The following is a 19,002-nucleotide window of genomic DNA, read 5'->3' as shown; positions in this document are numbered from 1 at the left end:
GCCGACGCATACCAAGACTGGATCCATAGCTACAATCACCACAGGCCCCATACCGGCATCGGCGGCAAATCACCCATCGACCGCGTTCACAACGTCAATGGGAAGAACACCTAGCGAAGGCCACACTCGGCGCGAAGGGCGAGTTCCTCGGCCTTGAGGTGGGCGCTGACTCGGCCTACGACGCGGCCGCCAAGATCGGGCTCTCACTCGACACGGTCACGGATGCTGCGACGGGCAACGCGTCCGCACTCGCGATTGTGCAGGAGAAGCTCGCGGAGATTCAGGCGATGGACGGCGGCGAGAAAGAAGCTGCCTTCGGTGAGAACTGGGTGCTCGCGGAGGCCAGCGCCAAGCGGGTAGCCGAAGCGGTGAAGGGCGAGAGCAGCTCCATCGAAGAGGCGATCCGTGTTGCCAAACAGAAGGAATCTGTAGACGGCGACACCGCGGCCAGCAACGCACTCGTCGAGGATTCCTACGCTGGGGTCACGGAGGCTGTCGACACGGTCGTCACCTCAGTCGTTGACCTCGCCGCGGAGCTTGACGCCCTCAACGGGAAGAACCTCGACGCTCGGGAAGCTGCCCGCCAGCTCGAGGAAGCCTATGACAGCTTCGACGCAACCCTGAAAGAGAACGGCCCCACACTCAACCAGTTCGGGACCGACCTTGACCTGACCACAGAGAAGGGCCGGCAGAACCAGGCTGCGCTCGATGGCATCGCCGGCGCCGCACTCGCTGCAGGGCAGTCCATTGTGGACTCTGGCGGCAGCTACGCCGACTACCAGGCGTCCCTCAATGGCAGTCGTGAGGCGCTGCTCGTGCGCATCAACGACCTGGGCATCACGGGACAGGCCGCGCAGGACTTGGCCGACAAGATCCTGAGCATTCCGGCAGAGAAGGACTTCGCCATCTATGCGGAGACGGCGACGGCCGCGGCGCGCCTGCAGAAAATCCAGGACCTGATCAACGGGATCGGCAAAACCATGAGCCTGCACGTGTCAACGGGCCCCGGGTCGGGCGGCATCACGCAGTCTGAGGGCAGCGTCATGTCGTTCTACGCAAATGGTGGCCTCACCGAGCGCCATGTGGCACAGATTGAGCGTGCCGGGGCGATGCGGGTCTGGGCTGAGCCGGAGACCGGAGGAGAGGCCTACATCCCCATGTCGCCGGCCAAGCGAGGCCGGTCGACCGCCATCCTCGAGGACGTCGCCGGGCAGTTCGGGTATCAGCTGGTGCCTGTCGGGTCACAGTCGTTCGCTGACGGCGGCCGGACGGGGCCGCGCCGCAGCGGCGCCAGCGCTCGAGGCGGCGATCGCATCTACAACATCTACGAAACATATGACGCTCAGGCGACAGCACTCTCCGTCGCTCGGATCGAAAACGATTGGGGGGCCGTCTAGTGGCTTTGGACAATACCCGCGCTCGACTCACCCATCTCGAAACCACCTAGGAGAACAGCATGACTTCCAGAGATCAGAGCTTCGCCCAGTCCGTCGCCACTCGAGCGGCAGACATCCAGACCGACCAGGCCGCCCGTCTCGCCCGGCACGCAGCCGCTGAAGAGCGGCCCGCACCCGGCGCCGCCACCATGACCGACGACGAGATGCGCGACCTCCGCGCACGCCGTAACCAGTAGTTCACCATCAAAACCAAGGAGATCGACATGACCGCATCAACCACCACCCCGCAGGACCTCACCCCCGAACAGGCCGAGGCTGACCTCGCCACGCTTGAACAGGCGGTAGTCGCCGGTGAGGCTGTCACCGTAGAGCAGCTCACGCAGGCCAAGGAGCGCATCAGCTTCGTGAAGCTCGTGCAGATGGGCCGCGATGCCCGGGCGGAAGCAAAACGCGTCAGCGCGGCTGCAGCGGCTCGCAAGGCTGCCAAGATCGAGGCCAAGGGCATCATCGAAGCCCTGCCCGCGGATGTGCTCGCGAAGTTCGATGCCGCGGTCGAGGCCATGCAGGCGCTCATCGACGTCGCGAAGACGCACAATGAGGGCATCAACGATGTCTGGCGAGCGTTCGGCACCGGCGGGGTCGCCGCTGTCGGATGGGAAGGCTCGACCATGCCGGACCACGACGCTGCCAACTTCGCCCGTGTCGGCCAGGGGGAGATCGTCAGCTCTGTCACGGTCGACGGCCAGGTGTACCTTCCGAATGAGCCGGCCGAGTGGGTGCAGCATGCCATCGTGCGGGTCGCCCGCGCCAATGACGGCCTGACGCTCCCTCGCGGATCCGGCAGCATCGAGCGGTTCATGGGTGAGACCCGCTTCGTGCCGTACGCCCTCGAGCAGCGCGACACGGCCGGGCTGTAGCCTCCTCCCATGAACTGCCGTCGCATCCCACACCTGACCGCTCTGCAGGGCGCGGGGGATGCGACGGCCGCGGGTTCCGTCACTCCTGGCGACGGAACCCGCACCACCCCCAATCACCTCAACCCACACCTGACGGAGGATCGACACATGATCGACGACATCATCAAGCGTTCGAAGCGCGAGACCGCGAAGGCCAAACTGGCGGCAACGAGTGAACTCTACAAATGGCGCACCGAGGAGCTCGCCAAGATCGAGGCCCTCGGACTCGACGGCGGAGCACTCGCTGCTGCGAAACGTGGGCTCAACCTAGAGATGGTCAAGCGCCACAAGGCTGGGGAGAGTCGCGCGAAGTCGCAGAACACAGTGGCCAAGCTCATCGAGCGTGAGATCCGCGAAGACATCGAGCGGGAACGTGCAGGCGACCCGGAGTAGCTGGCCAGCACGGGACGACACCACAGAATGGGCGGCCCTCGCGAACCTGGCCCTGCAGCTCGAATCGCAGCAGCTCGACCTCGACGAGAGCCGTCGATGGGTCGACACGGTCCGGCAGCTCGTCGCCCGTCGACTGCCGTACCCCGAGTACACCGAACAACGCATGGCAGCCCTGCACGACCGCCTGAGACAGCGGAAACTCGACCAGACCAACCTCCGCTACAAATACGGATTCAAGCCCCGCAGCGAGCGACTCGTGCGCAAAGACATCATGATCCAATTGCGATATCAGCAGCCCCGGACGGTGCCGGCGAACTGTGGATAACTAGCTGGCACAGGAATGCCGCTCGTGCAATACTGGTTTCATAAGTGGATTGGGCATACCCGATCGGCGCTGGGCCCTCGGACTACCGAGGGCCTTTCGCTTTTCACGGATAGACCTTCAGGCCCCAGCCGTTGATTACCCCCTGGGGCGACTTTCGCATCTTCGGCTCGATGATGTCCCATGCTCGATTCTGCTGTGCCGGCCGGAAGATCTTGAGCCCGATTGGGCGCGCGACCATGTCTGCGAGCTGCAGCCCCGAGCTATTGGATTTCTTGCTGACACACAGAAATTCCAGCGTCTCGGGCATGCCGACCATCTTGGTATCGTCCATGATCCGCCGGAACTCAAGCTCCAGTTCGGCATCTTCTTTTCGGCCTCGGCTTTCGAAGATGACATGAGTCCGCCGTCCTCGCTGCTGCCGTTCCTGCAGGTGCATGAAGACCCGTTCAAGCCCATATCGGAGTGCCACATGGTAGGGATTGGTACCATCCCCGCGGCGTGCACGGAACGGAACTTTGTCGATTGCGCTGCCGACCACCGTGAAACTCGAGTCACGCATGATGTCATTCAGGCGGGTGAAGAACGGCTCTCGAACGGTAGCGTCGCGAAGAATATGGAACGGGGGGACGCTCTTGCGCATCTCAGTCTCGTGCAGGATGACCATGTCGTGGCCGAAGAAATCGAACTTGAACTGTTCCACGGCCGGAACGATCCTGTCCACGTAATCACTGACTTTGAACACGCAGAAGGCAAGGACGAACACCGGATACTCGGGGTTGATGTTGTCCAGGCTGTGGTCGCCGCTCTCGTCAACATAGATCACGTAGTCGCTGAAGGTGGGCATGAACCGAGCCTAACGAGTGTTGCCGACCGTCAGATCGGCGACGCCGGCCCTGCGACCACGGGTGCCCAGAGTGACGTACCTGCGCACGCCTTGCCTGCGCGCGCGTAGGCGTGACCGGTCGCGCGTCCCTCCCGCTGCTTCCCAATGGCCGCAAGGCGATGGGGCGTGATTCGAGGTTGTCCCACCTTGAAGGGTGTTCGACAGAGTGTTCGGATCTACCTCAGCGGTATTGCCCTTTGTGGTGCCGGTTCACGTTGTAGATCGCGTACGAAAGTCGCTTCTCTTGGCGGGTCATGCTGCCGTCTGGTCGTTGCGTGAGGGGGAGTGCGAGGTAGGCCCTGAGGAGTTCGTCTTCGCGGTCGACTCGCACGGCCCATTGGTCGATCTGTCGTGCTTGGGTGGCCACGGATGCGGCGCCGGTGTGCTCGAAGTAGAGGCGGTTCTCCCTGGCGATCTTGGACACGACGCCTGTTGAGATCCCGAACTCGCGGGCTAGCTCGTTGCGGCCGGCGCCCATGCTGATCCGGCCAGCGATGCGGCGGCGGGTCTCTGCGGGAATGGGGATCGGCTTCGGCTTCGGCATGGGGCCTCCTGGTACGTGGCCCCATTGTACGGAACATGGCCCCCGACCGGGGGATTGCCCGGGATCGAGAGGGCGCGGCCGTGGTCAGTGGAGCAGGCCGCCAGCATTAGGCTCGGTTGATATGTGGGGGAAGGTGACGTTTTGGCTGCGCTTGGGCGCGGTCGTTTTCGTCGCGCTTGTCGGAATTGGCGCTTTCATGCGACAGGCAGGCTATGTGTCGTTCCACCCGGTGTTCGAATCGTGGGTCTGGGGTGTTGGGCTCGTGGTGCTTGCGGTGGACAACGCCGGAACACTGGCAGTCCGTGGGGTGCATGCGCAGCGGCTGAAGCGGGAGAAGGACATCGAGAGCGCCCTCATGTCCATGCTCATCATCCTCGCTAAAAGCAAGAAGCTGCGCTTCGAAGAGCTCGGAGCGAGTGTGTACGTCCCAAAGCGACGCCGTGACTGGTCGAATGGCAAGGCGCATCGCCACCTGAAGCGCATCCACAGGTTCCGGCCAGCCGGCTTTCCGCCGAAATCAGGCATCGCGTGGCATTCTGGCGCCGGCACTGTAGGAGATTGCTGGAGGGACAAGAAGACTACATATTGGGACGGCACCGCCATCGCGAGGAGCTATCCCAGTGAAAAGCTCGCGAATCTCACTGACGAATCGTTTAATAAGATTTCAACCCGGACTCGACAAGGGTTCTCACTTGAGCAGTTCCGCAACGTCACAGGCAAGTACTGCGAGATCATCGCCAGTCCCATTTGGGACGAATCCAAAGACCGCACACTCCTTGCAGTTCTCACCGTTGACAGGGCTCTGACGGAGGGCGACGATAATCGTATGCTCCATCTCAACAGCGCAATGACACGCGAGACCGTTCAGAGCGTGTGTCGGGTGATAGGTACACAATGGAGGCAAAGCTGATGCTTGAGGGAGTGGCAATGACAAACGGGGAACTGACGCCAGCTCAAGACGAGTATTTTCGCATGCTGGAGCGCATGGACATAAGCGAAAAGTTCAGACGCAACATTGAAATCACCAAGGACGAGTTGCGTGCGGAGAACGCTACTCTCGTTCGCGGCGTCTCGCGAGTCCAGGGATTCCAGCCCAACGACTGATAGCCGGCTGCCCAACGGACTAGAAGACCCGGCTACATCTTCGGTAGATGAGCCGGGATTTTTCGTCACCGCACCAGTACGGTGACCCTGCATGAAGGCCATGCCCAGAAAGGACGCGACATGCGCCGCACCGGTTCGCAGGACACCAGGCACGCGGGGCTGTGTAGCGCGTCGATCTCGGCGGAGGTGTCCTACGCGCCTACCCACGTTCGGGCCTCACCATTGGACATCTCTGAGTGATCGCGACCAATTTAGGTGCTCCCCTGAAATGGTCTGATGCGGCCGGCGGGGCGGCAAGGGTGTCAATCACGCGGACCCCCTTGCCCCGATCGGTCTTCGTCAGGCGTCCAGGTTCCACAGAAGCTTGCACCGCCGATCATTTCGTTGACCCCACCGAAATGGTCAGGGACGTCTTCGCGGCCTCGCGGAATCATCCGTCGACCATCTTCCCGGGGGTGCGAAAATGGCCGACCCGCTGCGTGATGGCCCGGGGGTCTCAATCTGGGTGACCCCCTTTGGTATGGGGGATCATTTTCGTGGGGTCACGAAAATGGTCGGGCTTGGGGCGAGGAGGCATGCGAAGTTCGCAGACCCCTGCGCATGGGGATGATTTTGGCGCGCCACTGAAATGTCCAGAGCTGGCAGCGTCACTGCTCGAGCCCGTCCAGCCGATCGGCCAGGGACCGCAACCACGCCGGGAAAGCCTCGTAGTTGTCGGCTGCCTTCCGGAACTCCGCCGCGGTCATCAAGTCGCCGTCGGCACCGGCGTGGATGTCGCCGACCGGTGGTCTCCCATCTGAGAACACGGAGAGTGCAGCTTCCACGGTGCCGCCGTCGAAATCTGCGGCGACGTAGACCTCGTGACGCCACTCGGCGCGGGTCTGGAGGGGATCGTGGTACCGACGCGTGCAGCCCTCGAACTCGCAGGGGGCGTCCCAGGTGCGGTCAGAGCTCTCGGCAGGTGCATCGTCTGTGGGGGCGCCGGTGTCGGTCATGGCTTCCTTCGGTCAGGGCGGCCCGCCGGGCAGTGGCAGCCTCCGGATTTGTGATCAAGCCTGAGCCGTGCGCGTCTTGAATGCAAGGCTCTGGCGACCCTCTACGCTGGCCGATATGAGACAGACGGCAGCGTCAGGAGCGGTAGTCGACGATGCACCCCCAGTGCCCGCCCGTGAGGAGTGCATCAAGGCGGCCGCGGTCTCCCTGGCGAACTGCTACCGGATCCTTTACACCTATCCCATCGAGGAAGCAGCACGGCGTGCAGTACGACCAGGCGGCCCGACGTATGAGCAGTTGCTCGTGCGAATCGCCGCCAAGCGGGAGAAGTACCTAGTGAGCTCACCAGCATGACCGAGCCGCTGGATCCTCAGCCCGTGACGATCGAGGCACTCATTCGCCAGGTCGTGCGCTCAGAGGTGATAGCGCTGCGGGACGCCGACGCGTCACGGGTCAGGCCAGAGGTCGTCGTCGACCCGCTGCGCCTGTACTCAGTCGCGGCCGCCGCCGGGATCCTCGCGATGTCCAAGGTATGGGTCTACAAGCAGATCAGCGACGGCAGCCTCCCCGTCGTCGAGTTCGGAGACACCCGAGCACGTCAGTGCGTCCGGGCCGTCGACCTGCAGCGGTTCATCAACGACCGTTCAGGAGCCCGCCCCGCCTGACGAGGAGCCCGTAGCACAGCCGTTGGCACACGGCGCTGATATCGGTCGTTGTGAAAGCGCCATAAATACTGGTCAGTAGCTGTTTCTTCTTGGCGGAGAATGGGGGATTCGAACCCCCGAGGGCTCTCACCCAACACGCTTTCCAAGCGTGCGCCATAGGCCACTAGGCGAATTCTCCTGGCCGAACGTTCCCCGGAGGGAACGACCTAGAGAATCTTACCTGTTTCCGGAGGCCTTCGCGCACACCTGTTCCGGATGCCCGAAAAACCTGTTCCGGAGGCCCGAAAAACCCGTTCCGGAGGCCCGAAAAACCCGTTCCGGAGGCCCGAAAAACCTGTTCCGGAGGCCCGACAAACCTGTTCCGGATGCCCGAAATCGGCTCGTTTTCGACCTCGCCGGCTTTGCGTCTAAACTGAGAGTCGGCTCCTCGCGTGGCGCCATCTCGGCCAACTCCCCCAGGACGGAAACGTAGCAAGGGTAACCGGGCTCTGGTGGGTGCGCGAGGAGTCTTTTTCATGCCCTGGACCGGTAGGGAGAAAGTGGGCGCGCAGCAGGCCGTTAGCAATGATAACGATTTCGCCTCATCTCGTAAGATGAAGGGGCGCAGTTAGCGCCCCCGCTCCGATAGTGCCTGGAGGCACCATGGCCGAAATAACCGGTACACCCTTTCTCTGGCCAGAACGGTCACCGCATCCGCTCAGCGCTGAGGCCCTCGCCAGCGTCGATGCCTGGTGGCGGGCCGCCAATTACCTGTCCGTGGGGCAGATCTACCTGCTCGACAATCCGTTATTGCGTGAGCCGCTCATGCGGGACCACATTAAACCCCGCCTGCTGGGCCACTGGGGAACCACCCCGGGACTCAATTTTCTTTATGCTCACCTGAACCGCGCCATCCTGGAACGGTCGATCAGCACCCTCTACGTCACCGGCCCGGGCCACGGCGGCCCCGGCATGGTGGCCAACGCCTACCTCGACGGCACCTACTCCGAGATCTATTCCGGCGTCGACCGGAGCGAGCAGGGCGTCAAGGCCCTGTTCCGCCAGTTCTCCTTCCCGGGCGGCATCCCCAGCCACGCCTCGCCCGAGACGCCCGGATCGATCCACGAGGGCGGCGAGCTCGGTTACGCGCTCAGCCACGCCTACGGCGCCGCGTTCGACAACCCTGACCTGCTGGTCGCCGCGGTCGTCGGCGACGGTGAGGCCGAGACCGGCCCACTGGCCACCAGCTGGCACTCGAACAAGTTCATCGACCCGCTTCAGGATGGCGTCGTTCTGCCGATCCTGCACCTCAACGGGTACAAGATCGCCAACCCCTCCGTGCTCGCCCGCATCCCGGAAGAGGAACTCCTCGACCTGATGCGCGGCTACGGCCACAAGCCCTACATCGTGGCCGGCGGCTTCGACGGGGAGGATCCCCTCCTTGTGCACCAGCGCATGGCGGTCACCCTCGACGAGGTGCTCAACGAGATTGCCGCGATCAAGGCGCGCGCCCTCGCCGGCGACACCGAGCGCCCGCGCTGGCCGATGATCATCCTGCGCACGCCCAAGGGTTGGACCTGCCCGCCCGTCATCGACGGGGTGCAGGTCGTCGACTCCTGGCGTTCGCACCAGGTGCCGCTGAGCAACGCCCGCGACACCGAGGCGCACACCCGCCTGCTCGAAGAGTGGCTGGCGTCCTACCGGCCGGAGGAACTCTTCGACGCGAACGGCGCCCCCGCCGCCGAGGTCTCGGCGCTGGCCCCCGCTGGCGACCTGAGGATGAGCGCGAACCCGGTTTCCAACGGCGGGCTGCTGCGCCGGGCGCTGAAGCTGCCCGACTTCCGGGAATACGGGGTGGATGTCCCCTCCCCGGGCGCCACCACCGATGAGGCCACCAAGGTGCTCGGCACCTGGCTGGCCGACGTCATCCGTGACAACCCCGACAATTTCCGCATCTTCGGACCCGACGAGACGGCCTCCAACCGCCTCGCCCCGGCCGTTTACGCGGCCACCGACAAGCAGTGGAACGCGGAGTACCACGAGGGCGACACCAACCTCGCCCGCGCCGGCCGCGTGATGGAGATGCTCAGCGAGCATCAGTGCCAGGGCTGGCTGGAGGGCTACCTGCTCACCGGCCGTCACGGTCTGTTCAACTGCTACGAGGCGTTCATCCACATTGTCGACTCGATGTTCAACCAGCACGCGAAGTGGCTCAAGGTCACCCGGGAGATCCCGTGGCGCCGTTCCATCGCGAGCCTGAACTACCTGCTCAGCTCGCACGTCTGGCGCCAGGACCACAACGGGTTCTCGCACCAGGACCCCGGCTTCATCGACCACGTCGTGAACAAGAGCGCGGATGTCGTGCGCGTCTACCTGCCGTTCGACGCCAACACGCTGCTCGCCACCTACAACCACTGCCTGCGCAGCGTGGACTATGTCAACGTGGTCGTCGCCGGCAAGCAGCCCGCGCCGAACTGGCTCACCATGGACCAGGCCGTCGCGCACTGCAAGCGGGGCCTCGGCATCTTCGACTGGGCCGGCACCGAGACGTTCGGCACGTCGCCCGACGTCGTGCTCGCCGCCGCCGGCGAGGTACCCACCCTCGAGGTGTTGGCCGCGGCCGCCATCCTGCGGGAATGGCTGCCCGACCTGTCGGTGCGCGTCGTGAACGTCGTCGACCTGATGCGCCTGCAGTCCGAGGCGGATCACCCGCACGGCCTCAGCGACATGGAGTTCGACGCGATCTTCACGGCCGACAAGCCGATCGTGTTCGCCTACCACGGGTATCCGTGGCTGATCCATCGCCTGACCTACAAGCGCCACGGGCACGGCAATCTGCACGCCCGCGGCTACAAGGAGAACGGCACCACCACCACCCCGTTCGACATGGTCATGCTCAACGACCTCGACCGGTACCACCTGGTGATGGACGTCATCGACCGGGTTCCCGGCCTCGGAGCCCGCGCCGCCCTGCTTCGCCAGGAGATGCAGGATGCCCGCCTCCGGGCCCGCAACTACACCCGCGATCACGGGGAAGACATCCCCGCCGTCACCGAATGGGTCTGGGACGCCGATGGCGTCGGCGTGACCCCCGACAATGCCGGTGTCTCCACCGGCGGAGACAACGTATAAATCGTGGCTGACAGCATTTACATCACCTCTGCCGAGGGAAACACCGGCAAGTCCACCATCGCCCTGGGCGTGCTCGACACCCTGCTCCGTTCGGTGCAGCGCGTCGGCGTGTTCCGGCCGGTCGCCCGCTCGGCGCACCACCCCGACTATGTGCTCGAGCTGCTGCTCTCGCACCTGTCGAGTGCGTCCGCGCTCACCGTGCAGCCCCCGCTGACCTACGAGGAGTGCGTCGGCGTCACCTACGACGAGGTGCACCTCGACCCCGACGCGGCCCTCGGCCGCATCGTGCAGCGCTACAAGGCCGTCGAGGCCCAGTGCGACGCGGTGGTCGTGGTCGGTTCCGATTACACGGATGTCGGCAGCCCCACCGAGCTCGCCTTCAACCTGCGCATCGCCGCGAACCTGGGGGTGCCGGTGCTGCTGGTCCTCGGCGGGCGGGTTGGTCCCGGCCAGCGCGACACGCTCAACCAGGGCGACCGGCAGCTCGGGCAGAGCGACCCGCGCACGCCCGAAGACATCCGCCAGCTGACCGACGTCACCGTCGCGGAAATCCGCGACGAGCACGTCTCTCTGCTCGGCGTGATCGTCAACCGGGCCGACCCGGACCGGCTCGACGAGCTCATCGACGCCGTGCGGAGCGTCGTCGACGCCGACCTGAAGCCCGGCCTCGGGCTGAGCTCGGTGCCGGTCTGGGCGCTGCCCGAGGACTCGTACCTCGTGGCCCCGAGCATGAAGAGCATCCTCAAGGCCACCGACGGCACGCTCGTGAAGGGTGACCCCGCGTTGCTGTCCCGGGAGGCGCTCGGCGTGGTCGTGGCGGCCATGTCGATGGTCAACGTGCTGCCGCGCCTGTTCGAAGGCGCCGTGGTCGTGGTTCCCAGCGACCGCCCGCAGGTGCTGCTGGCCGTGTTGATGGCTAACTCGTCCGCGACGTTCCCGTCGATCGCCGGCATCGTGCTGGTCGGCGGCTTCGACCTGCCCGAGGAGATCGGGCGGCTCGTCGAGGGGCTCGACGCCTCGGTGCCGATCATCAGCACCCAGCTCAACTCCTACGACGCCGCACTGCGCATCACGCACACGCCCGGACGGATGGCCGCGGATTCCCAGCGCAAGCGCGACACGGCGTTGGCTCTCTTCGAAGGCCACGTGGACGCATCCGTGCTGCTCGACCGGCTCAAGGTGAGCCGCGCCGACGTGGTGACGCCGCTGATGTTCGAGTACACGCTGCTCGAGCGAGCGCGCACGAACCGCAAGCGGATCGTGCTGCCCGAGGGCGACGACGACCGCGTGCTGCGCGCCGCCGCGACCCTGCTGGCCCGCGACGTGGCCGACATCACTATCCTCGGCGAGGAGTTCGAGGTGCGCTCGCGTGCCATCGGCCTCGGCCTGGACATCGCCAAGGCGGAGGTGGTGAGCCCCTTCGACGACGTGCTGCGCAACAAATTCGCGGAGGCCTACGCCCAGCTGCGCGCCCACAAGGGTGTCACGGTCGAGCAGGCCATGGAGCTCGTCACCGACGTGTCCTACTTCGGCACGATGATGGTGCAGCTCGGCCTGGCCGACGGCATGGTCTCCGGGGCAACCCACACCACCGCGCACACGATCCGGCCGAGCCTGCAGATCATCAAGACGCGTCCGGGAGTGTCGGTCGTGTCCAGCGTGTTCCTGATGGCGCTCGCCGACAAGGTGCTCGTCTACGGCGACTGCGCGGTGAACCCTGACCCCACCGCGGAGCAGCTCGCCGACATCGCCATCTCCGCGTCGGAGACGGCTGTGGAGTTCGGCATCGAGCCGCGCATCGCCATGCTGAGCTACTCGACCGGCGAGTCCGGCCAGGGTGCCGACGTGGACAAGGTGCGGGCCGCCACCGCGATCGTGCGGGAGCGTCGCCCTGACCTCCTGATCGAGGGTCCCATCCAGTACGACGCGGCAGCGGATGCCGCCGTCGCCGCCACGAAGATGCCCGGTTCGGCCGTCGCCGGTCGCGCCACCGTCTTCATCTTCCCCGACCTGAATACGGGCAACAACACGTACAAGGCCGTGCAGCGGAGCGCCGGAGCGGTGGCCATCGGCCCCGTGCTCCAGGGCCTGCGCAAACCCATCAATGACCTTTCTCGAGGAGCACTAGTGCAGGACATCGTCAACACCGTCGCCATCACCGCGATCCAGGCCGCGACGCTGTCCGCGTCCGAGTCTGTCGCCCCGGCAGCTCCGGCTTCCGGTTCGGCTTCTTCCGCTTCGGCCGCAGCGGCGGTGTCCGCATGACCGCCATCCTGGTCGTCAACTCCGGATCGTCGTCGTTCAAATACCAGCTGATCGACATGGACACCGAAACCGAGCTCGCCAGCGGCCTCGTCGAGCGCATCGGCGAACCGATCGGTCACTCGCGGCACAACGCCGGCACGGCGAAGGACGGCCGCACCGAACGCGACCTGCCGATCATCGACCACACCGCCGGCTTCGCCGTGATGATCGAGGCCTTCGCCGAGCACGGCCCGAAGCTGTCCGAGGCGAACCTGATCGCCGTCGGCCACCGCGTTGTGCAGGGCGGTAACCGGTTCTTCGAGCCGACCGAGATCACTCACCTGGTCGAGCTGAACATCGAGGACCTCTCCGAGATCGCCCCGCTCCACAACCCGGGCGCCGTTCAGGGCATCCGTGCCGCTCGTGCCAGCTTCTCGAACGTGCCTCACGTCGCCGTCTTCGACACCGCGTTCCACCAGACGCTGCCGCCGGCCGCGTACACCTACGCCATCGACAAGGACCTCGCGATCCGGCACCGCGTGCGCAAGTACGGCTTCCACGGCACCTCGCACAAGTTCGTCTCGGAGGCCGTGGCGTCCTTCCTCGAGCGACCGCTGGCCGAGCTCAAGACGATCGTGCTGCACCTGGGCAACGGCGCATCCGTGTGTGCCGTCGACGGCGGCAACTCGATCGACACCTCGATGGGCATGACCCCGCTGCAGGGCCTCGTCATGGGCACCCGCTCGGGCGACATCGACCCGGCCGTGATCTTCCACCTGCGCCGCCGGGCCGGGATGACCACCGCCGAGCTCGACGACCTGCTCAACCGCCGCGGCGGCATGCTGGCCTTGGCCGGCAACGGCGACATGCGCGACGTGGAGGACGCCTCGGTCGCGGGCGACCCGGTCGCCCAGGCTGCCCTCGACGTCTACTTCCACCGAATCAAGGGCTACGTCGGCAACTACTACGCGCAGTTGGGCACCGTGGACGTCATCGTCTTCACCGCCGGCGTCGGCGAGAACTCGCCGATCGTGCGCGCGGGCGCCCTGGCCGGGCTCGAGGGCATGGGGATCGAAATCGACCCGGTGCGCAACGAGGCCAAGTCCCGCAAGCCGCGCGTGATCTCCACGGACAACTCGCGCGTCACCGTGCTCGTCATCCCGACGAACGAGGAGCTGGAGATCGCCCGTCAGACGCTGGCGACCATCAAGCGCACGCATCCGTCGCTGTAGTTTGTAACGCTTCGCAGCGCTGATCGGCCGTTCCCGGGTTCCGGGGCGGCCGATTTGCGTCGGGGCGGGGGTCTTGGCCGCCCGGAGCGGGGAACGGGGTGACTTAACTGCGCAGATTGTGGCGACACGCGGCACCCCAGGCACCGTGAGCGGTGTGTCTCGAGAATGTCCTCAGTTAGCGCGGGCCGGGCTGGGCCGGGGCAGCCAGCCAGGCGGGGAGCCAGGCGGGCAGGCGGGCAGCCAAGCGGGCAGCCGGGCACCCAGGGAGCCAGGCAGGCGGGCAGCCGGGCAGGCGGGCACCCAGGGAGCCGGGCAGGCGGGCAGCCGGGCGGCGGGTCACCCCAGACCCACCCCTCCGCCCCTGCCACGCGGGTAGTATTCCGGCGTGCGCACACTTGTGAACGTGATCTGGCTTGTCCTGTCGGGGTTCTGGCTGTTCCTCGGATACGTGGCCGCGGGCATCGTGCTCTGCGTGCTGATCATCACGATCCCGTGGGGCATCGCGTCGTTCCGCATCGCCACCTACGCACTCTGGCCGTTCGGACGCACCGTCGTGGCCAAACCCACGAGTGGCGCGTTCTCATTTATCGGCAACGTGATCTGGGTGATTCTCGCGGGCTGGTGGCTGGCCCTGGCGCACATCGTCTCGGGGATCGCGCTCTGCGTCACCATCATCGGAATTCCGCTCGGCATCGCCGACTTCAAGATGGTGCCGGTCTCGCTCGCGCCCCTCGGCAAGGAAATCGTGAGCAACCGTCCCGGGGAATTCGACCAGGCCGTCGCTCGCCGCGCCTGAGCTCGTGCCGTCGCTCGCCGCGCCCGAGTGCCGTCGCTCGCCGCGCCCGAGTGCCGTCGCTCGCCGCGCCCGAGTGCCGTCGCCCGTTACGCGGCGGCCCCCTCCGGCAACGGGTGCCGGCCCGCCCGTCCACAGGCCGCTCCCCACCCCACACCGCAGTGTCAGTGGCTCCGACTACGATTGACTCCGTGGTTACCGCCCTGTATCGCCGCTACCGGCCCGAGACTTTTGCCGAAATGATCGGTCAGTCTCAGGTGACCGATCCACTGATGACGGCCCTGCGCACGAACCGGGTGAATCACGCCTATCTGTTCAGCGGACCCCGCGGTTGCGGCAAGACGACGTCCGCCCGCATCCTCGCGCGCTGCCTGAACTGCGCCGAGGGCCCGACCGATACTCCGTGCGGCGTGTGCCCGAGCTGCGTGGAACTCTCCCGCGACGGCGGCGGATCCCTCGACGTGGTCGAGATCGACGCGGCCAGCCACAACGGAGTCGACGACGCCCGGGACATCCGTGAGCGCGCGATCTTCGCGCCAGCCCGGGACCGCTACAAGATCTTCATCCTCGACGAGGCTCACATGGTCACGCCGCAGGGCTTCAACGCGCTGCTGAAGATCGTCGAGGAGCCGCCCGAGCACGTCAAGTTCATTTTCGCGACGACGGAGCCCGAAAAGGTGATCGGCACCATCCGTTCGCGCACGCATCACTACCCGTTCCGGCTCGTGCCGCCCGGGCCGATGCTCGAATACGTGCAGCAGATGTGCGACACCGAACAGATGACCGTCGCGCCCGGCGTGCTGCCGCTCGTCGTGCGGGCCGGCGGCGGTTCGCCGCGCGACACCCTGTCGCTGCTGGACCAGCTGATGGCCGGATCCGACGGGCACTCCGTCGAATACGGGCGCGCCGTGGCGCTGCTCGGCTACACGAACGCGTCGCTGCTCGACGAGTCCATCGACGCGATCGCCGACCGCGACCCGTCCGCCGCGTTCGACGCGGTCGACCGGGTCGTGCAGACCGGCCAGGACCCGCGCCGCTTCGTCGAAGACCTCCTTGAACGCCTCCGCGACCTCATCATCGTCGGTGCCACCAGCGCCGCCGGCGCCGCCGCCGTGCTGCGCGGCGTGCCCCAGGACGAACTCGACCGCATGGCCGTGCAGGCCGCCGAATTCGGCCCCGCCGAGCTGTCGCGCACCGCCGACGTCATCAACGCCGCCCTCACCGAGATGACCGGCGCGACCAGCCCCCGCCTGCACCTCGAACTCATGATCGCCCGCGTGCTCATCCCCGCGAGCGACGATTCCACCCGCGGCGCGCTCGCCCGGGTAGAGCGGCTCGAGCGCCGCATCGGCGTCGGCACGGGTTCCGGTTCCGGTTCTGATTCCGCTTCGGGTTCCGCTTCCACTTCCGGCGTCTTCCGGGCGACGGATGCCCCAGCCACCAGCCCGGTCGGCGCGCCCGCGCGCGCGGCCGCTGTGTCGGTGACGGATGCCCCTCGCCCGCCCGCCTCCTCCGGCCCGGCAACGGTTCCCGCTGCCGGGGCCGCGTCGCACGCTCCTGCTGCGGCGCACTCTCCTGGCGCGGCGGCCGCGCCCGGCGCGGCGCACTCTCCTGGCGCGGCGACCGCGACCGGCGCTGCGCACTCTCCTGGCGCGGCGACCGCGACGGGAGCCTCCGCACCCTCGGCCCCGCCCCACCCCGTCGGACCGGTCACGCTTCAGCAGGTGAAGGATGCCTGGCCGCAGATCCTCGAGTCGGTCAAGGCCGCCAAGATGACCGCTTGGCTCGTGCTTTACACGGCCCGCGCCATGGAACTGCGCGGCGGCGAGCTGCTCGTGCTCTCCTTCCCGAGCCAGAACGACGTCGCCGGGCTCAAGCAGTCCGCGGCTCCCGGGCAGGGCGTCGGCGACTACCTCAAGCGGGCCGTCAACGAGGTACTCGGCTTCACGCCCCAGCTCACCGCCCGGGTCGAGTCCCCGAAAACGGATGCCCCGGCCACAGCCCCCGCATCCGCGCCCCCCGCATCCGCGCCCCCCGCATCCGCGCCCGCCGGATCCGCGCCCGCCGGATCCGCGCCCGCCGGATCCGCGCCCGCCGCGGCCCCGGTCACCTCGTCGGCCCGTCCCGCTGCTGCGATCCCGGCGGTGCCAGGCTCCTCGGTCCCGAGCCCGGCGGTGTCAGGGTCCGCCGCACCGAGGGCACATCAAAGCGCCCCCGGCGCAACAACGACCGAAGAGGCGTCGGCCGTCGACGCCGACCCCGATCCGGCCGTAGCCCCGACCGCTGCCGCCGATCCCGACTCCGAGTCCGCAGGCGCCGCTGCGGAGCCGGACCCCGAGCCGGATCCCGATCCCGATCCGATCGCCGACCGAATCGTTGCCGCGGACTCCGCCGGGCCCTCCGCGGTTGCTCCGTCGCCCGCGGATGCCGGCCCCGCTCCGGCCGCCGCCGCTACCCCTCGTGCTGATTCCGATCCGGCCGCCGCCGTCCCTGCCTCTGCCGTTACCGCCGAGTCCGCCCCGGGCTCCGCGGTAGCTCCGGCACCCGCGGACGTCGCCGCTGCGGCATCCGTTGCCGTCACCCCGGCGACCGCCCCGGCGACCGCCCCGGCGACCGCCCCGGCGACCGCCTCTCCCGTGACTGGCTGGGCGACCGTTGTCATTCCGAGCTCGTCGGACGCCGGCCCCGGCTGGGCCACGGCCTCCATCCCCGGGTCGGCCCCGGCCGCCGCCACCGTTGACACCGTTGACACCGTTGACACCGGTGCGACCGCTGCTCCCGGCCCCACCGCTGCTCTCGCCCCCAGCGCGGTGCAGGCCCCCGGCGCGCAGGCCGCTGCGCGTTCCACGCCGAACGCACCCGCATCCGTATCGGCACCTGCGCCCACGGCGGCGCGCGGGTCCGGGCGGGCTTTCGAACCGGAGCCGCCCTACGACGACGAGCCCCCGCCCTACGACGAAGAGTTCCCGCCGGATCCGCACCCGAACGGCGGCCAGTCCGGAACCCAGCCCGGAACCCAGCCCGGAACGCAGTCCGGAACCCAGTCCGGAACGCAGCCCGGAACGCAGCCCGGAACGCAGTCCGGAACCCAGCCCGGAACCCAGTCCGGAACCCAGTCCGGAACCCAGCCGCGCACCCAGGCGCAGACTCCGACCCAGGCGGGTCGCGCAGCATCCGTCGCCCGGCGCGGGCCAGCGTTTGCGGAGAAGCAGCGCTACGGCGAGTCGGTGGTGCGTGAGATCCTGGGTGCCACCTTCCTCGAAGAACAGCCGCACGACCCGGCACCGCGAACCAGAGGCGACTAACCCATGTACGAAGGCATCGTTCAGGAACTGATCGACGAGCTCGGCACGCTGCCCGGAATCGGACCCAAGTCCGCGCAGCGGATCGCGTTCCACATCCTGCAGACCGAGCAGTTCGACGTGACCCGGCTCGCCAACGTGCTGCTCGAGGTGCGCGACAAGGTGAAGTTCTGCGACATCTGCGGCAACGTGTCCGAGCAGACGACCTGCATGATCTGCCGCGATCCGCGCCGCAATCCCGCGATGATCTGCGTGGTCGAAGAGGCCAAAGACGTCGTCGCGATCGAGCGCACCCGCGAATTCAAGGGGCTCTACCACGTACTCGGCGGGGCGATCAGCCCCATCGACGGCGTCGGACCCGACGACTTGCGCATCCGTCAGCTGATGCAGCGCCTCGCGGACAACACGGTTCAGGAGGTCATCATCGCCACCGACCCGAACCTCGAGGGGGAGGCAACCGCGACCTACCTGTCGCGCCTGCTGACCACCCTCGAGATCAAGGTCTCCCGGCTCGCGTCGGGGCTCCCGGTCGGCGGCGACCTCGAGTACGCCGACGAGGTCACCCTGGGCCGCGCCTTCGAAGGCCGGCGCACGGTCACGAACTAGGGCTTCTCGCCGCCCCCGGCCCTCGCACCCGCTGCCGCAACTGTTGCCCCCACGGCGCCTGCCCGCTGCCCTGCGCGCCCACTGCCGCAACTGTTACCGAAGCGGACAACTGTGCCCGGTGTGCGGGCAACACTTGTCCGCACGGGCAACACTTGTCCGCACGGGCAACACTTGCGGCCAGGGACGGCCGCCCGGGGAGACCGCATCCGCCATCGACCTGCGCCAGGGGCGGCCGCCGCCCGCCGCGACGCCAGACGGGCCGGGGGAGACCCGGCCCGTGGCATCCGTTGCCCCGTTGATTCGCGGGCAACGCCAGCTGCGGAGAATTTCGAGACTCGCCGTGTGGCGGGGCTGGGGTGACCCAGTGTTTCCGGACAGTCCTCCTGAATTCAGGATTGGATAGACAAATGGAACACGAGAAACACAAGCACTTCAGCCCGGAGTTTCGGGCTGC

General features: G+C 66.9%; 19 protein-coding genes, 1 tRNA gene and 1 other RNA gene. 17 read left to right on the top strand and 4 right to left on the bottom strand.

Annotated features, from left to right (window positions below):
- The 6 genes from E3T28_RS15945 to E3T28_RS15925 form a co-directional block, all read left to right on the top strand.
- Positions 1-114, top strand: a 114-nt coding sequence (locus E3T28_RS15945) for an integrase core domain-containing protein (RefSeq protein WP_166787070.1), incomplete at its 5' end; no start/stop codon positions are given.
- Between the two features lie 44 nt (positions 115-158).
- The gene (locus E3T28_RS15940; protein WP_134433138.1) at positions 159-1,397 is read left to right on the top strand and encodes a hypothetical protein; all 1,239 of its coding nucleotides are present in this window, start codon (positions 159-161) and stop codon (positions 1,395-1,397) included.
- Between the two features lie 59 nt (positions 1,398-1,456).
- A complete protein-coding gene (locus E3T28_RS17020; protein WP_166787069.1) occupies positions 1,457-1,633 on the top strand; it encodes a hypothetical protein in 177 nt (58 codons plus the stop codon).
- A gap of 27 nt (positions 1,634-1,660) precedes the next feature.
- Positions 1,661-2,314, top strand: a complete 654-nt coding sequence (locus tag E3T28_RS15935; protein WP_134433136.1) for a hypothetical protein — start codon at positions 1,661-1,663, stop codon at positions 2,312-2,314.
- A 9-nt stretch (positions 2,315-2,323) separates the two neighbouring features.
- A complete protein-coding gene (locus E3T28_RS15930; RefSeq protein ID WP_134433134.1) occupies positions 2,324-2,746 on the top strand; it encodes a hypothetical protein in 423 nt (140 codons plus the stop codon).
- Complete coding sequence (locus E3T28_RS15925; protein ID WP_166787068.1) at positions 2,727-3,071, top strand: hypothetical protein; 345 nt, start codon at positions 2,727-2,729, stop codon at positions 3,069-3,071. Before E3T28_RS15930 ends, E3T28_RS15925 begins: the two co-directional genes overlap by 20 nt.
- A 103-nt stretch (positions 3,072-3,174) precedes the next feature.
- On the opposite strand, the gene E3T28_RS15920 is transcribed toward E3T28_RS15925, so the two are convergent.
- Together E3T28_RS15920 and E3T28_RS15915 are read right to left on the bottom strand one after the other, a co-directional pair.
- Positions 3,175-3,915: a DUF3800 domain-containing protein gene (locus E3T28_RS15920; RefSeq protein ID WP_134433130.1), complete on the bottom strand. Its 741-nt coding sequence runs from the start codon at positions 3,913-3,915 to the stop codon at positions 3,175-3,177.
- A gap of 220 nt (positions 3,916-4,135) precedes the next feature.
- Positions 4,136-4,498, bottom strand: a complete 363-nt coding sequence (locus tag E3T28_RS15915; protein ID WP_134433128.1) for a hypothetical protein — start codon at positions 4,496-4,498, stop codon at positions 4,136-4,138.
- Between the two features lie 121 nt (positions 4,499-4,619).
- Between E3T28_RS15915 and E3T28_RS15910 the strand changes: the two genes are divergently transcribed.
- Both E3T28_RS15910 and E3T28_RS15905 read left to right on the top strand, forming a co-directional pair.
- Positions 4,620-5,408 carry a hypothetical protein gene (locus E3T28_RS15910; RefSeq protein WP_134433126.1) on the top strand — a complete coding sequence of 263 codons (789 nt, stop codon included), beginning with the start codon at positions 4,620-4,622 and terminating at the stop codon, positions 5,406-5,408.
- A complete protein-coding gene (locus E3T28_RS15905; RefSeq protein WP_134433124.1) occupies positions 5,393-5,602 on the top strand; it encodes a hypothetical protein in 210 nt (69 codons plus the stop codon). The genes E3T28_RS15910 and E3T28_RS15905 overlap by 16 nt, the downstream gene beginning before the upstream one ends.
- A gap of 647 nt (positions 5,603-6,249) precedes the next feature.
- Here the strand turns inward: E3T28_RS15905 and E3T28_RS15900 are convergent.
- Positions 6,250-6,597: a hypothetical protein gene (locus tag E3T28_RS15900; protein WP_134433122.1), complete on the bottom strand. Its 348-nt coding sequence runs from the start codon at positions 6,595-6,597 to the stop codon at positions 6,250-6,252.
- Positions 6,598-6,712: 115 nt separating this feature from the next.
- Here E3T28_RS15900 and E3T28_RS15895 point away from each other — a divergent pair, with 115 nt between their 5' ends.
- Positions 6,713-6,949: a hypothetical protein gene (locus E3T28_RS15895; RefSeq protein ID WP_134433120.1), complete on the top strand. Its 237-nt coding sequence runs from the start codon at positions 6,713-6,715 to the stop codon at positions 6,947-6,949.
- Complete coding sequence (locus E3T28_RS15890; protein WP_134433118.1) at positions 6,946-7,260, top strand: hypothetical protein; 315 nt, start codon at positions 6,946-6,948, stop codon at positions 7,258-7,260. The genes E3T28_RS15895 and E3T28_RS15890 overlap by 4 nt, the downstream gene beginning before the upstream one ends.
- Positions 7,261-7,350: 90 nt before the next feature.
- Here E3T28_RS15890 and E3T28_RS15885 read toward each other — a convergent pair.
- Positions 7,351-7,438, bottom strand: a tRNA-Ser gene (locus E3T28_RS15885).
- A gap of 240 nt (positions 7,439-7,678) precedes the next feature.
- On the opposite strand from E3T28_RS15885, the gene ffs reads away from it, so the two are divergent.
- The 7 genes from ffs (at position 7,679) to recR (ending at position 18,548) form a co-directional block, all read left to right on the top strand.
- An RNA gene (gene ffs, locus E3T28_RS15880) (signal recognition particle sRNA small type) lies at positions 7,679-7,775 on the top strand.
- A gap of 127 nt (positions 7,776-7,902) precedes the next feature.
- The gene (locus E3T28_RS15875; RefSeq protein ID WP_134433116.1) at positions 7,903-10,371 is read left to right on the top strand and encodes a phosphoketolase family protein; all 2,469 of its coding nucleotides are present in this window, start codon (positions 7,903-7,905) and stop codon (positions 10,369-10,371) included.
- Positions 10,372-10,374: 3 nt separating this feature from the next.
- Positions 10,375-12,636, top strand: coding sequence for a phosphate acetyltransferase (gene pta / locus E3T28_RS15870; protein ID WP_134433114.1), 2,262 nt, complete (start codon positions 10,375-10,377; stop codon positions 12,634-12,636).
- Positions 12,633-13,847 (top strand): acetate/propionate family kinase, encoded by a 1,215-nt coding sequence (locus E3T28_RS15865; RefSeq protein ID WP_134433112.1) that lies wholly within the window; start codon positions 12,633-12,635, stop codon positions 13,845-13,847. The genes pta and E3T28_RS15865 overlap by 4 nt, the downstream gene beginning before the upstream one ends.
- A 385-nt stretch (positions 13,848-14,232) precedes the next feature.
- Positions 14,233-14,643 carry a YccF domain-containing protein gene (locus E3T28_RS15860; RefSeq protein WP_134433110.1) on the top strand — a complete coding sequence of 137 codons (411 nt, stop codon included), beginning with the start codon at positions 14,233-14,235 and terminating at the stop codon, positions 14,641-14,643.
- A 236-nt stretch (positions 14,644-14,879) separates the two neighbouring features.
- Positions 14,880-17,945, top strand: coding sequence for a DNA polymerase III subunit gamma and tau (locus E3T28_RS17830; RefSeq protein WP_166787066.1), 3,066 nt, complete (start codon positions 14,880-14,882; stop codon positions 17,943-17,945).
- 3 nt (positions 17,946-17,948) lie between these two features.
- The gene (recR, locus tag E3T28_RS15850) at positions 17,949-18,548 is read left to right on the top strand and encodes a recombination mediator RecR (protein ID WP_134433108.1); all 600 of its coding nucleotides are present in this window, start codon (positions 17,949-17,951) and stop codon (positions 18,546-18,548) included.
- Positions 18,549-19,002 lie beyond the last annotated feature (454 nt).

This window comes from Cryobacterium sinapicolor, assembly GCF_004403465.1.
Classification (GTDB): domain Bacteria; phylum Actinomycetota; class Actinomycetes; order Actinomycetales; family Microbacteriaceae; genus Cryobacterium; species Cryobacterium sinapicolor.
This window is presented reverse-complemented; position numbering and strand designations above follow the sequence as displayed.